Annotated in this window: 13 protein-coding genes; 8 read left to right on the top strand and 5 right to left on the bottom strand. The window is 69.9% G+C overall.

Annotated elements, in window-relative coordinates:
* Window positions 1–16: 16 nt before the first annotated feature.
* Window positions 17–871 carry a LysR family transcriptional regulator gene (locus tag ACQP2O_RS20845; protein ID WP_433187565.1) on the top strand — a complete coding sequence of 285 codons (855 nt, stop codon included), beginning with the start codon at window positions 17–19 and terminating at the stop codon, window positions 869–871.
* Window positions 872–1024: 153 nt separating this feature from the next.
* Here the strand turns inward: ACQP2O_RS20845 and ACQP2O_RS20840 are convergent, their stop codons facing one another.
* The 3 genes from ACQP2O_RS20840 to ACQP2O_RS20830 form a co-directional block, all read right to left on the bottom strand.
* Entirely contained in the window at window positions 1025–2914 is a 1890-nt protein-coding gene (locus tag ACQP2O_RS20840; protein WP_433187562.1) for a WD40 repeat domain-containing protein, read from the bottom strand.
* A 48-nt stretch (window positions 2915–2962) separates the two neighbouring features.
* Window positions 2963–3325, bottom strand: coding sequence for a DUF805 domain-containing protein (locus ACQP2O_RS20835; protein ID WP_433187559.1), 363 nt, complete (start codon window positions 3323–3325; stop codon window positions 2963–2965).
* Between the two features lie 414 nt (window positions 3326–3739).
* Window positions 3740–4549, bottom strand: a complete 810-nt coding sequence (locus ACQP2O_RS20830) for an oxidoreductase (RefSeq protein ID WP_433187556.1) — start codon at window positions 4547–4549, stop codon at window positions 3740–3742.
* A gap of 223 nt (window positions 4550–4772) precedes the next feature.
* On the opposite strand from ACQP2O_RS20830, the gene ACQP2O_RS20825 reads away from it, so the two are divergent.
* Both ACQP2O_RS20825 and ACQP2O_RS20820 read left to right on the top strand, forming a co-directional pair.
* Complete coding sequence (locus ACQP2O_RS20825; RefSeq protein WP_433187553.1) at window positions 4773–5423, top strand: TetR/AcrR family transcriptional regulator; 651 nt, start codon at window positions 4773–4775, stop codon at window positions 5421–5423.
* A 158-nt stretch (window positions 5424–5581) separates the two neighbouring features.
* On the top strand, window positions 5582–5956 hold the full coding sequence (locus tag ACQP2O_RS20820; protein ID WP_433191094.1) for a VOC family protein: 375 nt from the start codon (window positions 5582–5584) through the stop codon (window positions 5954–5956).
* Window positions 5957–5969: 13 nt separating this feature from the next.
* On the opposite strand, the gene ACQP2O_RS20815 is transcribed toward ACQP2O_RS20820, so the two are convergent.
* Window positions 5970–7208 (bottom strand): MFS transporter, encoded by a 1239-nt coding sequence (locus ACQP2O_RS20815; RefSeq protein WP_433187550.1) that lies wholly within the window; start codon window positions 7206–7208, stop codon window positions 5970–5972.
* A gap of 70 nt (window positions 7209–7278) precedes the next feature.
* Between ACQP2O_RS20815 and ACQP2O_RS20810 the strand changes: the two genes are divergently transcribed.
* From ACQP2O_RS20810 to gap, 3 genes are all read left to right on the top strand, one after another.
* The gene (locus tag ACQP2O_RS20810; RefSeq protein WP_433187548.1) at window positions 7279–8247 is read left to right on the top strand and encodes a helix-turn-helix domain-containing protein; all 969 of its coding nucleotides are present in this window, start codon (window positions 7279–7281) and stop codon (window positions 8245–8247) included.
* Window positions 8248–8341: 94 nt separating this feature from the next.
* A complete protein-coding gene (locus ACQP2O_RS20805) occupies window positions 8342–9313 on the top strand; it encodes a GlxA family transcriptional regulator (RefSeq protein ID WP_433187545.1) in 972 nt (323 codons plus the stop codon).
* A gap of 100 nt (window positions 9314–9413) precedes the next feature.
* The gene (gene gap / locus ACQP2O_RS20800; RefSeq protein WP_433187542.1) at window positions 9414–10412 is read left to right on the top strand and encodes a type I glyceraldehyde-3-phosphate dehydrogenase; all 999 of its coding nucleotides are present in this window, start codon (window positions 9414–9416) and stop codon (window positions 10410–10412) included.
* Window positions 10413–10599: 187 nt separating this feature from the next.
* On the opposite strand, the gene ACQP2O_RS20795 is transcribed toward gap, so the two are convergent.
* A complete protein-coding gene (locus ACQP2O_RS20795) occupies window positions 10600–11022 on the bottom strand; it encodes a VOC family protein (RefSeq protein WP_433187539.1) in 423 nt (140 codons plus the stop codon).
* A 158-nt stretch (window positions 11023–11180) separates the two neighbouring features.
* Here ACQP2O_RS20795 and ACQP2O_RS20790 point away from each other — a divergent pair, with 158 nt between their 5' ends.
* Window positions 11181–12173, top strand: coding sequence for a helix-turn-helix transcriptional regulator (locus ACQP2O_RS20790; protein WP_433187536.1), 993 nt, complete (start codon window positions 11181–11183; stop codon window positions 12171–12173).
* Window positions 12174–12591: 418 nt separating this feature from the next.
* Window positions 12592–13983, top strand: a complete 1392-nt coding sequence (locus tag ACQP2O_RS20785) for a cytochrome P450 (protein WP_433187533.1) — start codon at window positions 12592–12594, stop codon at window positions 13981–13983.
* The last annotated feature ends 44 nt before the right edge of the window (window positions 13984–14027 follow it).

The following is a 14027-nucleotide window of genomic DNA, read 5'->3' as shown; positions in this document are numbered from 1 at the left end:
CGGGTATCGTGTCGCGGTGGACCTACGCGCGCTCCGGTACTTCGTCGCCGTCGCCGAGGAGCGCCACGTCGGCAGGGCGGCGAGCCGCCTGCACATGACGCAGCCGCCGCTCAGCCGGGCGATCCGGCAACTCGAGGACGAACTCGGCGTCACCCTGTTCGAGCGCACCCCGAAGGGAGTCACCCTCACGCCCGCCGGAACCACGTTGTACGACGAAGCGAGTGCGTTGCTGGGGCAGGCCGACCGGATCCGCAGCCGCGTGACCGCCATGGCGGGGGCGGCGACCCTCACCGTCGGGACGCTGGCGGACGCGGCCGAACAGGTCGGCGGTCGGCTGGTCCCGCTCTTCCGGGCACGTCATCCGCACGTGAACGTCGGTGTCCACGAATCGGACCTCGGCGATCCGACGGCCGGGCTTCGCGCCGGCCTGGTCGATGTGGCGCTGACCCGAACTCCCTTCGACGACACCGGCATCGGCATGCGCGTCCTGCGTTCGGTTCCCGTCGGCGTGGTGATGCGTGACGATGACCGGCTGGCGGGTCGGGCTTCGGTGTCTTCGGCCGACCTGGCCGGCCGGCGGTGGGTCCGGCTGCCGGACGGCACCGATCCGATGTGGACCGCGTACTGGACCGGCGGTGCGCACGACGACCCATCGCCGGTCATGCGAACGATCCAAGAGTGCCTGCAAGCGGCCCTGTGGAACGGAACGTCGGCGCTCGCCCCGATCGATCAACCGCTGCCCGCCGGCCTCATCGCAGTCCCGTTCGCCGATCGCCCGCCGAGCGACCTCGTCGTGGCGTGGCCGAAGACCGGACGGAATCCGCTGGTCCGCAGCTTCGTCCACGTGGCCGACAACGGCTGGGGCCCCTGAACGAGAGTCCAGCCGGTACGAGGGCGGCCACACAGACCCCGGCCCAGCAACCCGACACTCGCCCGTCGGCAGCGGCGAGTACTGCTCAGGATCGGCACCGTCGCGCGGTCGGCGGCATGAGCGTGCGTTCGATGCCGGGCCCGGCGGCCCGTTCTACCGGCTGACGCGGAGGAGATCTCTGCGGCATGCGACGATCAGGTCACCGTCAGGCGCCCAGGCGAGTGCGGTGGCCGGGTACGGCAGTGCCAGCACGTCGACGACCGTCCTTGCCACGAGGTCGAGCAGGGACACCGAGCCGTCCGTTCGGGCCACGGCGGCCAAGGGCCTTCCGAGGCTGTGGACCGCCAGGGCGGTGACCGCGTCGTCGTTGTCCGGGTCGAGATGCCACGTGGCGCCCGTGCCGAGGTTTCTGATGCGCACCACATGGTGGCGCACTGTGACGATCGCCGGTCCTTCATCGAGCTGGGCGAAGGCGTGCACGCGTTCAAGAACGTCGATGGCATCGGTGACCGGGGTGGCCACGGGGACGCGACCGGCGAGATCCCACAGCTGGAATGGCCCGAAGGCGCGGCTGACCGCGACGACCGGGCGTCCGCGCAGGTCACCGACCGCGATGCCGTCGGGTTGATGCCGGCCGGGGATGTCGCCGACGCGGTCGGCGGTGGCGAGGTCGGTGATGTGCAGCGTCGCGTCGCAGCCGGCAGTGAGCACGACCGGACGACCGTCGAGGTCGGCGATGACGACGATGCGCACCTCACCCCGATGGTCGACGATGACGGGCTGATCCGGACCGCTGTCGGACCATCGGTGCAACTCGCCATCGGGCGCGCCGTGCAGGTCACCGCCGCCGGCCAGGACAGCGGCGCCTCCGCCGACCGGCGTCGCCACGACCGCGCGGACCGGCGCGGGCAGCGCACCGACCATTGGTTCGCGCATACCGTCCTTCAGCCGCCATGAGCCGATGGTCCCGTCCGTGCCACCGGCGATGACGTGGCCTCCGGGGGCGACGGCGATGCACTGGATCGTGCTCGTATGACCGGCACCGTCACCGGCACCCGGATGCCGTGTCTCGGATCCGACCCGCCAGACTCCGATGGCCTCGTCGGTGCCGGACGCGGTGACCACGGTCCCCGGACCGTCAGTGGTCAGCGCGCACCAGCTGGTCGGTCCGACCATGGGCAGCCCCGCCGACCGGTCGGCGTCGACGTCCCACAGGCGCACCGTCTCGTGGTCGCTGAGCGCCAGCAGGCACCGGCCGTCGGCTGCGACCACGCCGGCGATGTCATGCGCCATCCGATGGCCGGCCATCCGGCAGTTCACTCGCGTCCCCGAGGCGGTGTCCCAGACCTCCACGTCGCCGTCGAACGACAGCAGGGCGACCAGAGCGTGCCCGCCCGGCCAGGTGGCGATCTTCCTCGTCTTCGACGCGGCCGGGAGAGAGCCGATCCGCACGCCTGCTTCCAGGTCCCACAGCCCGATGACATCGCCTGCGGCGACCGCGACGGCGCGGCCACCGACGGCCATCGCCGATACGGCGTTGAGTCGCTCTCCGGTGTCGATCACCCGCACTTCGTCGGTGGTCAGGTGCGTGATGCGGATGCTCTGGTCCCAGCCCGCCGAGACCACGGCCGGTCCGTCGTCCAGCGCGACGGTCGCCAACCCCTGCACGACATCCCTGTGGCCTGTGATCTCACCCAGTACGACGCCGGACTCCAGGTCGATCAGCTTCGGGGTTGCGCTCCAGTCGCAGGTGACGGCCACCGGACGGCCGTGAACGGCCGTGGCGACAAGATGTGTCCCGCCGGCATCGTGGATCGTGCGCACCAACTCGCCGGTCGCGGCGTCCCACACCTGTACCGCCGTCGCGGCGCAGTCGTGGGTGTCCGGCCGTGCACAATCGCCGTCGTAGTGGACATCGGTCGCCGTCACATAGACCGGCACACCATCGACCACGGCGCTGACGACGGCGTCGGCCCGAGCCTGCGGGAATGCGCGGCACAGGCGGGGATCGGCACCCGAACTCGTCGTCCACACGATCCGCACCCACGAAAGGCTACCGGCGAGACGGCAGCCTTTCGTGGCGCGTACGAATCAGGCCGTGGGCTGCGGCTCCAGCTTCGGGTCTGGACCGTAGGCGTTGTCTCCGCGGTCGCCGGCGGTGGCCATGAAGACGATGAGGATGATGGTCCCGATGATGGGGATGAGGCCGATCAGCAACCACCATCCGGTCCGCCCGGTGTCGTGCAGCCGACGGACGCCCACCGCGAGCGACGGGATGAGCACCGCGAGTCCGTAAACGAAGCCGAGGATGCCGACCGCCCTCACCGCCATGCCGATCAAATCAAGCACGAAGGTGATGATGACGTTGAAGAGGACGAACATCCAGTATTCCGTGCGACGTGCTCGCCCGTCGAAACCTGCATAATTCCTGAGTACGGCGAGATACCAGCTCATGCACCCTCCCACCCGTTTCACCGCAGACCTTTTTATCCCCCGAAGGCCTGCGCATTAAATGTAAGGTAAAGGAGCTTCGTCGGCAAGAGTCCGGCTAGAGCACGCTGGAGCCAATCCGCGTCGCCGGCCTGGCGATAATGATCGACGATCAAAGTCGGCGGCCTTCCCTACCGGCTCGATCACGGATGGGGCTCGAATCGGCCGCGATTTTGTCGCATCGGGTAATCCGTCCATTCGGGATTGAGCTCGAGGTGATAGCAGGTCGTCAGCGTCACGGGCGGGAAGTTCTGGCCGTTCACTCCGTTCGCCGTTCGGGCCGCCTTCGCCGACCTGACCGTTGCCGGCTTGGCAACGGTGTCGTCGCCAAGCCGGCGCCACCGTTCGGACTGATCGTTTCGGCGGCGTGCTTCCGGTTCAGATCGTCTTGATCGTGCCGCCGTCGATGACGTAGTCGACGCCGGTGATGTTGCCGGCCATGTCGGACAGGAGGAACGCGATCAGGGCCGCCACTTCCTCGGGTTCGGTCATGCGGCCGGTCGTGACGTTTTGGGCTTTCGCCATCTGCTGGACGAATTCGGCAAGGCTCGTGCCGGCCGCGGCGGCCCACTTGCCGACCTGGCCATCGGGGTCCGTGTAGACGGAGGTGCGGACCAGACCGGGGGAAATGGTGTTCACGCGCACGCCTCGGGGACCGAATTCCTCGGCCAGGGACTTGCCGAGCGCGGTGAGTGCCGCCTTGGCCGAACTGATGGCGACCGGGAAGCCCCCAGGCATCCGGGCCAGAATGGAGGAGACGTTGACGATCGCTCCCCGACGCTCGATCAGGCTGGGCAGAGCCGCACGAGTGGCACGGACGGTACTGAGCATGTTGATGTCGAACGTGCCGGCCCACTCGCTGTCGTCGACCTCGAGGAAGCCGACGGTCGCCTTGTCCCCGCCTCCCACGTTGTTCACCAGCAGGTCGATGCCGCCCAGCTCGGCGAGAGCGGTGTCGATGAGGGCGGAGACTCCTTCCGCGGTGCTCAGGTCGGCCGACACCGCGTGTGCGCCGGTTTCCTCCAGTTCGGGCGTGATGGTGCGGGCTGCGCCCACGACGCGGACGCCTTCGTCGGTCAGGGTCCGGACGGTGGCGAGTCCGATGCCCCGGCCGGCACCGGTGACAACAGCCGTCTTGGCGGTGAGGTTGAGGTTCACGACACTCCAATTACTGAGCTGTAGGTACAAGACGCGAATGGTGAGCATGTCGGCCAGACCGGTTCCCCGGTTCGGCTCATGGAGTCGGTCGTCGCGCCCGGCCGCCTGCGGCCGACCGCCTCGAACCGGATGGGTGGCCCGCAGCGGTTACGGTTCCGAGCTCACGTTAACCCACAGATGTCGGTTTTCCAACACATGACTGAAAATCAACACATGTTGGATATGTGATACGAGAGAAGGTACGCTCTGGCACATGGGCATGACCAAGAGCAGCAGCGCCCTGCCAGGCGATCGACGCGTGCGGCGCACCCGGGCGGCCCTGCAGCGCGCCCTGATCGACCTCGTCGAGGAGCGGGACCTTTCGCAGATCAGCGTCGCCGACGTCGTCGACCGGGCCGAGGTGAACCGCTCGACGTTCTACGGCCACTACCGGGACGTGCACGAACTGGCCGAGGCCGCCTGCACCTCGATGATCGACGACCTGATCGGGTTCGTCCTCGCCCTCGACCCCGCCCACGCGAACCCGTCCGATCCCCCGGAGGACCCCGACCCGCCGCTGACGGCCTTCTTCGCGCACTTCGCCGAGCACGCCGGCCTCTACCGCAGCCTGCTCGGATCGACAGGAAGCGCCCGCGTCATCGAGCACGTACGCCTGCGCACCATGGCAGCCGCCCACTCCTCCGGACAGCTTCCCGCCACGGACGACGCCCCGCCGCCGGACACCGCGGACCCGTCCGGCATCCCGCACGACGTTCCCGCCGCGTTCGTCGCCGGCGCACTCATCGGTGTGGCCACCGACTGGCTGCAGCGCGGATGCCCGCGAACACCGACCGAGATGACCATCCTGACCAAGCCGCTCATGGCCGCCCTGTCGGCCGGCACCGGCACGCCGCGCACGTCGTAGCCCCTGGTGACCGTCGCAAAGCGATACGCCGGCGCCGGCTGAAAGCCCCGCAGCCGGGAGGTGGGCTTCCTGGCGGTGGGACCGGATGCCCACTGCGCCGCGGCCCTGGGTCGTTAATGATTGGCTGTGTTCGGTCGATGCCTCGTAGGGTGCCGGTCATGGCTTGTCGCATTTCTGAGCTGATAATCCCTTGCCGGGATCCGCAGCGGCTGGCGGCGTTCTGGTGCGAGGTGCTGGGCTTCATCGTGCTCGACACCGAGGACGAAGGCGCGGTGGAGATCGGACCGCAGGAAGGGTTCGGCGGATTGCAGCCGACTCTGATCTTCAGCCCCACTACCGAACCGAAGACGGGCAAGCTGCGGCTGCACTTCGACGTCAACGCCACCGACCGCGATCAGGACGCCGAACTCGAACGCCTCCTGAAGCTCGGCGCGCGCCCGGCCGACGTCGGCCAGACCGGCGAGGAGCCCTGGCACGTCCTGGCCGACCCCGAAGGCAACGAATTCTGCCTCCTGCGAGCCCGCCTGAGCTGAGCATCCGCGCGGGTCATGCCGAGCGGTTCGTCAGCAGCAGTCCGGCCAAGGCCGCGGCTGCGAGTACGAGGACGAACAACATGTAGTCGCGGGCGGTGGCGATGAGCCCTCCGCCGTGTACGACCAGCACCCCGGCGACGACGGAGGGCACGCCCATGCCCAGGTAGCAGATGACGTAGAGGACTGACAGCAGGCCGGCCCGTTCGTGCGCGGCGGCGAGGGGGGCGACGGTGCGGATGCCGCCCTGGAACCCGGCCCCGAAACCGACGCCTGCGACGACGGTGCTGCTGAGGAACCCGACGGTCGAGGACTGGTCGACCGCGACCATCGTGCATCCCTCGGCCACCACGAGCATGGTGATACCGACCAGCATCACGGTGCGGGGTGCGATGCGGCCGAGCATGACGGTCGACAGCGAGCCGACCACGGCGAGCAGGAAGAATCCGAGCGCGCCCAGCACCACAGAGGAGGAGCCGGACAGCTGCCTCGCCAGCGCCGGACCGAGCGATCCGTAGAAACCCGCGAGCGCCCACACGGCGAACAAGATCGGCGCCGCCGCGAGCACGGGGCCGCGCAGGCCGGCGGGCACCGTGAACTCAGGGAGGACCGCGACGCGCGCACCGGGCTTGCGGGGCACGGTCTCCGGCATCAGGACCACTCCGATGCCTTGCAGGAAGAAGACGCCGACGAGCACGAGATAGACCAGGTGGGTGGGTGCCGGCGCGTACTGGACCAGCAGCCCGGACAGCAGCGCTCCAGTGCCGGTACCGATTCCCGGCGCGGCCGCGTTGGCCACCGTGCCGCGCCTGCGGTCGACGTCGATCATCGCCGCGCCGAGCGCGCCGAGTGCCCCGCCGGTGGAGATGCCTTGCAGCACCCGGCCGACCAGCAGAGCACCGACCCCGCCCGCAGTGGTGAGCACCACCACGGCGACCGTTTGCACCGCGAGCGCGGCCAGCAGCACGGGCCGGCGACCGATGTTGTCGGACACCCGTCCGAGCACGAGCAGCGCGAGCAGCACCGCGATCGCGTACACGCCGAAGACGACGGTGGTGGTGATCGGCGAGAAGTCCCACATGCGGGCGTAGGTCGCGTACAGCGGGGTCGGCGCGCTGGAGGCGGCCAGGAAGGATATGACGATCGAGGCCAGCAGCACCAGGCTGCCGACGCCGGGACGCCGCGCGGGGACGGCGGCCTCGCCGTGTCGCGGCGGGCTCCCGGCGGCGGGCAGTACGCGTTCGGATCCGGTCATGCCTTGAGCATCGCTACGTCGTCCGGCGTCCACGAGTGGCAGAAATGCCCACTTTCGCTAGAATGCCGCCATGACCGTCCATCGGGTGGCTGTGCTGGCGCTGGACGGGATGGCCCCGCTCGACCTGGCCATCCCGCTGCAGATCTTCGGCCCGCGCGCCGAGACCCCCTACGAGGTCTCCGTGTGCGGACCGGCCGGTTCCGTCTCCACCACCAGCGGCTTCGCGCTGGCCGTCACCAGCGGACTGGACGTCCTGCGCGCGGCCGACACGCTGATCGTGCCGGGGTTCGGCCCGGAGTTCCTGCCGCAGCCGGATCCGGTGCCGCCGTCGGTGCTCGACGCGCTGGCCATGGCCCGCGACCGAGGCCGGCGGGTGGTCTCCATCTGTACCGGCGCGTTCGCGCTGGCCGCGGCCGGCCTGCTCGACGGGCTGCACGCCACCACACACTGGCAGTACACGGACGAACTCGAACGGAATTACCCCGCCGTGCACGTGGATCGTGACGTGCTCTACGTGGACGAGGGCGACATCCTCACCTCGGCCGGGGTGTGCTGCGGCATCGACCTGTGCCTGCACATCCTGCGCCGCGACCTGGGCGCCGTTGTGGCCAACCAGATCGCCCGGCGCATCGTCGCCGCTCCCCACCGCGACGGCGGCCAGGCCCAGTACGTACCCGCGCCCGTCGCGGTCACCGGCGACACGGCGCTGGCCGACACTCGGGCCTGGGCTCTGGAACGCCTCGGGCAGCCGCTCACCGTGACCCAACTCGCCCGCCACGCCGGCATGTCCGAACGCTCCTTCATGCGCCGGTTCGTCGAGGAGACGGGCACGACGCCACTGCAGTGGCTGGTGGGCGCCCGGCTCGGCCTGGCACGCGAACTCCTGGAGACCACCGACCACTCGATCGACCTGGTGGCGCACGACTCCGGCCTGGGCTCGGCCGCCAACCTGCGACTGCATTTCCGGCGCGCGCTCAACACCACGCCGACCGCCTACCGGCGCGCCTTCACCCGCCACGTCCCGCACCCACGCCCGTGACGTCCGGTCGAGCGGGTGAAAAAGGCCTCTGGCCCCGCCGGCGCGGCGTGCGTACGCAGAGTGGTACGACGTGGACAACAGCCCCAGAGGACTCATGACACTGCCTCCCGCGCCGTCCTCCCGCCTGCGCCGCGTCGCCGTCCTGGTGCTCGAGGGCGCGAAGCCGCTTGACGTCGGCATCCCCGCGCAGGTGTTCACGACCCGGGTGAGCATGCCGTACGAGGTGCGGGTGTGCGGCGCGGCACCCGGGCTTGTGACCGGCGGCGATGGCCTGGCCTACCACGTCGCCCACGGTCTCGACGCGCTCGCGTGGGCCGACATCGTCTTCGTCCCCGGCTATCGGCTCCCGGACCGCGACGACCCGCCGCCGGCCGTCGTCGATGCGCTGATCACCGCACACGACCGAGGTGCGCGGCTTGCCGCCATCTCGACGGGTGCCTTCGCGCTCGCCGCCACGGGCCTGCTCGACGGCAAGCGCGCCACGACGCACTGGCACTACACGCGGGCGCTCACGCAGAAGCATCCGCTCGTCCGGGTCGACGAGAACGTCCTGTTCGTCGACGAGGGCAGCGTGCTGACGTCGGCCGGCGCCGCCTCGGGCATCGACCTGTGCCTGCACATCCTGCGCGGCGATCTCGGAGTGGCCGTGTCGAACCACGCGGCCCGGCGCCTGGTCGCGGCCCCCTACCGCAGCGGCGGCCAGGCGCAGTACGTGCCGCGCAGCGTGCCCGAGCCGCTCGGTGAACGGTTCGCCGCGACCCGCGAATGGGCCCTGCACCGGCTCGACGAACCCCTCAACCTCGAATCCCTCGCCCAGCACGCGGCGGTCTCACCGCGCACGTTCTCGCGGCGCTTCGCCGAGGACACCGGGTACACGCCGATGCAGTGGGTCATGCGCGCCCGCATCGACCTGGCCCGTGAGCTGCTCGAGCGTTCGAAGCGCAGCGTCGAGCAGATCGCGAACGACGTCGGTCTCGGCACCGGCGCGAATCTGCGGAGGCACTTCCAGCGCATCCTCGGCACCACGCCCAGCGAGTACCGGCGTACCTTCACCCGCGGCGAGTAGCCCGGCGTCTGGCGCGATCCTTTCGAACCATGGCGCTCACGCCACGGCCATGGCCGGATCCCGCACGCGAGACTGGTGACGAACCGAAGGGACACCACAGATGACTCGCATCGCCATCAACGGATTCGGCCGCATCGGACGCAACGTGCTGCGCGCCGTGCTCGAACGCGACAGCAAGCTCGAGATCGTCGCCGTCAACGATCTCACGGAGCCCGTCGCCCTCGCCCGGCTCCTCGCCTTCGACACCGCGGCTGGACGGCTCGGCCGTCCGGTGACCGTCGACGGGGACGCCCTTGTCGTCGACGGCCGACGCATCACGGTGCTCGCCGAGCGGGAGCCGGCGCGGCTGCCGTGGGCCGAGCTCGGCGTCGACATCGTGCTGGAGGCGACGGGCCGCTTCACCTCGGCCAAGGCCGCCCGCGCCCACCTGGACGCGGGAGCGAAGAAGGTCCTCGTCAGCGCGCCGTCGGACGGCGCCGACGTCACGCTCGCGTACGGGGTCAACACGGAGGCGTACGACCCGGTCATGCACACGATCGTCTCGAATGCCTCGTGCACGACCAACGCGCTGGCGCCGCTGGCCGCCGTGCTCGACGAACTCGCCGGCATCGAGCACGGCTTCATGACCACGGTGCACGCCTACACCCAGGAGCAGAACCTGCAGGACGGTCCGCACCGCGACGCCCGCCGCGCCCGTGCCGCCGCCGTCAACATCGTGCCGACCACGACGGGCGCCGCCAAGGCGATCGGCCTCGTGCTGCCCAGCCTCGAGGGCAAGCTGTCGGGCGACTCGATCCGCGTGCCGGTGCCGGTCGGCTCGATCGTCGAACTCAACACCACCGTCGCCCGCGACGTGACCCGCGACGACGTGCTGGCCGCCTACCGCGCCGCCGCGCAGGGCCCGCTCGCCGGCGTCCTCGAGTACTCCGACGACCCGCTCGTGTCGTCCGACATCGTCGGCAACCCCGCCTCGTCGATCTTCGACTCGGCCCTCACCCGCGTCGACGGCCGCCACGTCAAGGTGGTCGCCTGGTACGACAACGAGTGGGGCTTCGCCAACCGCGTGATCGACACGCTGGAACTCCTCGCCACACGCTGACCGGTCCCCGAGCCGCCCTCGGAAACCGCTCCCGGCGCGGGCCGACCCTGCACAGGAATACCGCGGCCCTGCTCTCTTTCGCCTTCGCCGACCGGTCCGCCGCGAGAACGCGGCGGACCCTCCGTGTCGTGTGGCGAGCCACGGCCGCACGCCGGAAGTCTCCCGCGGCGGCCGCGACCCACGGCGGTCAGCCGTTGTAGGGAGCGGTGACGTCCAGGACCCAGGTCACGCCGAAGCGGTCGGTGAGCATGCCGTACAGCGGCGCCCACGGTGCGGCTTCCAGGGGGCGCACCACCGTCGAGCCTTCCGACAGCCTCTGCCACAGGGCGCTGATCTCGTCGGCGTCGTCGCCGCGCACGGACACGAAGAACGGGTTGTCTCCCTGGTTCCAGGCCAGCTGGGAGGGCACGTCGTAGGCCATGATGTGGAAGCCGTCGTCCGCGACGACCTCGCCCCACATCACCCAGTCCGCCTCGCTCTCGTTCTGCACGTTGCCGGCGTCCTTGTAGGTGACGGCGACGGTGCGCCCGCCGAACACCGACTGGTAGAAGTCCAGCGCCTCACGCGCGGCGCCCCGGAAGTTCAGGTGGGTGGTGGTCGTGACAGCCATGGGCTGCTCCTTGCCTTCAGTCCGTTCGAGTGTGCACCGCCGCCGGGGGTATCCGGAGCGCGGCGCGGCCACCGTGACCTGGAGCGACGCTCCCCCGGTGGCTTGGGACCAACCATCACAGAGGTAGCGGACAGGGTGTGTCCTGTACTTTCGGCAGGATGGCGGGTGTGCAGAAAACGTCTTCGCGGCTGCTCGCGCTGCTCTCGCTGCTCCAGACGCGCCGTGACTGGTCCGGCGACGACCTCGCCGAGCGCCTCGACGTCACCCCGCGCACGGTGCGCCGCGACATCGACCGGCTGCGGGAGCTCGGGTACCCGATCCTGACCTTCAAAGGACCCGCCGGCGGCTACCGTCTGGACGCGGGCTCCCAGCTGCCGCCACTGCTGTTCGACGACGGCCAGGCCGTCGCGCTGGCCCTCGCCCTGCAGACCGCCGCCACCAGCACCACGATCGGCGAGGACGCGGAACGTGCCCTGGCCACCATCCGCCAGGTCATGCCTTCGCGCCTGCGCCACCGGATCGACCTGCTGCGCGTCACCGCCGCGCGACCGCCCGAGAACGACGGCGCCGCGCCGGTCGACTCCCGGACCCTCGTGGAGCTGGGCGACGTCATCCACGCCCGTGCGGAGCTCCGCTTCGACTACGGGCCCGACCGCGCCGCCACCGCCGAGCACCCCCGCCGTACGCAGCCCCACCACCTGATCACGTGGCGCGGCCACTGGTACCTCCTGGCCTGGGACCTGGACCGCGAGGACTGGCGGGTCTTCCGCGTCGACCGGATCCGCCCCCGCACCCCCACCGGCCCTCGTTTCACCCCGCGCGATATCCCCGGAGGTGACGTCTCCGCCTTCATCACCAGCCGATTCCGCGGCAACGACGGCACCCGCACCGACTGGCCCTGCCAAGGCGAAGTCATCCTCGACCTCCCCGCCACCGCCGTCGTCCCCTTCGCCCAGGACGGCATCGTCGAACCACTCGGCCCCGGCCGATGCCGCCTCACCCTCGGCTCCTGGTCATGGACCGGGCTGGCCGCCACCCTAGGCCGTTTCGACACCGACATCGAGGTCATCGGCCCACGCGAACTCAGCGACGCATTCGCGCAGCTCGCCACGCGCTACGCCAACGCCACCCGCAACACCGGCTCGCCCTGACCTCGGGTGTGACTTCGCTTGCTCGCGGCGTGGTCACCTGATGGTATTCGGCGTCTCGCCCGCGCGGCCTGACGCCGCGTTCGAGACCCTGTGAGATAACACATTATTCGGCACCCTCAGGCCGGGTGATCGGACACCACAGAATCGAGAGGATTGCAAAATACAAAGCGCCGAAAAGGTGCTGGGTGTCCTGCGTGAGCACGGCCCGACACCGCGGATGACGTGCCGTCCGGCCCGTTACGGCGGGCACTCTGGCGATTACGTGGCCATTTGCAACGACAAGATCGCCGAGTGTAGCGTTGCCGACTTCGGTCGCGCGGCCCGGTTATCAATGTGGATTTCTGACCCGCACGAAATATCGGGCGCCCACCGCGTTTTTGTTCGGCCCCCCGCTCGCCGACACTCGTTAGGAGCGCATATGAGCTCACCCGATTTCAATCCGGCACCATCACCGGACGGCTCAAGGACCGCCGAGCTCCCCATGCTGTACGGCCCGGAGTTCGCCGCCGACCCCGAAAGGGTGTACCGCAGGCTCCGCGCGTACGGCCCCATCGCCCCGGTCGAACTGGACCCGGGCGTGCCCGGAATGCTCGTCACGGACTACGACGTCGCGCTCGAAATCATGCGCGACCAGGTGAGATTTCCCCGCGACGCCCGCCGCTGGCAAGAGGGGATTCCACACGAATGCCCGATTCTGCCGATCATGGCGTACCGGCCGACGTGCAACCTGACCGACGACCCCCTCCGATCGCGGCTGCGCAAGGCCGTGACCGACACCTTGGACCGTGTCGACCCGAACGCGCTGCGCACCTTCGTCGAGCGCAGCGCGGACAGGCTCATCGACCGGATGGGGCCCTGGAGTGAGGCGGACCTCCGCACCGATTACTCCCTCATCCTGCCGCTGCTGGTGTTCAACGAACTGTTCGGCTGCCCGGCCGAGCTCGGCGACCGGATGGTCGACGCCATTCAGGAGGTCCTCAAGTGGGAGAACTCCGAAGAGGCGAACATGACGCTCGCCCTGTGCGTCCTGGAGCTCATGGCGCTCAAGCGCGAGAACCCCGGCCAGGACATGACGACGTGGCTGATGGACCATCCGGCCGAGCTCACGGACGAGGAGGTCGCGCACCAGATCGTGATGCTCGTCGGCGCGGGCAGCGAACTCGTGCAGAATCTGATCATCAACACGACGCGGTTGCTGCTGTCCGACGAGCGGTTCGCGGGTGATCTGTCCCGCGGGCATCTGCTCGTCGAGGACGCCCTCGAGGAGGTCCTGTGGACGGACCCGCCGCTCGCCAACTTCGGGGCCACCTACCCGACCGAGTCGTTCGACTTCCACGGCGTACGGCTGCCGGCCGACCAGCCGGTCATCATCAGCTTCGCGGCGGCCAACAACGACCCGTCGACCCGGGCCGAGGATCGGGTGGGCAACCGCGCCCACCTGGCGTGGGGCATCGGGCCGCACGTCTGCCCGGCTCAGGGGCAGGCACGCATCATCGCGACGGTCGCCATCGAGAAGCTCCTCGACGGGCTGCCGGACATGGAGTTGGCCGTCCGCGCCGAGGAGCTCACGTGGCGACCCGGTTGGATCCAGCGCGCCCTGTCCTCGCTGCCCATACGCTTCTCGGCCCCTCCCGAACCCGCGCAGGCTCGGCCGGGAGCGCCGTACCCGGTGACCGGACCGGGTGGCGGCAACGCCCCGCAGGCCCCCTCCACCACCAGGGAGGCACCGGCACGCCAGGCGTCGATGCCCCATGCGCCGGCCCGCTGGTGGCGCCGCCTGGCGAACTGGTGGGCCGGTAACGCGGACTGACTCCGCCCGATGGGCGACCACGCTGCGTGGCCCGCGTAAGCCCG

This window comes from Actinoallomurus sp. CA-150999 (assembly GCF_050942425.1).
Taxonomy (GTDB): Bacteria; Actinomycetota; Actinomycetes; order Streptosporangiales; family Streptosporangiaceae; genus Actinoallomurus.
This window is presented reverse-complemented; position numbering and strand designations above follow the sequence as displayed.

Coding starts and splice junctions, on each gene's coding strand:
- gap (WP_433187542.1), top strand. CDS start 9,414: ATGACTCGCATCGCCATCAACGGATTCGGCCGCATCGGACGCAACGTG.
- ACQP2O_RS20790 (WP_433187536.1), top strand. CDS start 11,181: ATGGCGGGTGTGCAGAAAACGTCTTCGCGGCTGCTCGCGCTGCTCTCG.
- ACQP2O_RS20825 (WP_433187553.1), top strand. CDS start 4,773: ATGGGCATGACCAAGAGCAGCAGCGCCCTGCCAGGCGATCGACGCGTG.
- ACQP2O_RS20805 (WP_433187545.1), top strand. CDS start 8,342: ATGACACTGCCTCCCGCGCCGTCCTCCCGCCTGCGCCGCGTCGCCGTC.
- ACQP2O_RS20835 (WP_433187559.1), bottom strand. CDS start 3,325: ATGAGCTGGTATCTCGCCGTACTCAGGAATTATGCAGGTTTCGACGGG.
- ACQP2O_RS20810 (WP_433187548.1), top strand. CDS start 7,279: ATGACCGTCCATCGGGTGGCTGTGCTGGCGCTGGACGGGATGGCCCCG.
- ACQP2O_RS20820 (WP_433191094.1), top strand. CDS start 5,582: ATGGCTTGTCGCATTTCTGAGCTGATAATCCCTTGCCGGGATCCGCAG.
- ACQP2O_RS20815 (WP_433187550.1), bottom strand. CDS start 7,208: ATGACCGGATCCGAACGCGTACTGCCCGCCGCCGGGAGCCCGCCGCGA.
- ACQP2O_RS20795 (WP_433187539.1), bottom strand. CDS start 11,022: ATGGCTGTCACGACCACCACCCACCTGAACTTCCGGGGCGCCGCGCGT.
- ACQP2O_RS20785 (WP_433187533.1), top strand. CDS start 12,592: ATGAGCTCACCCGATTTCAATCCGGCACCATCACCGGACGGCTCAAGG.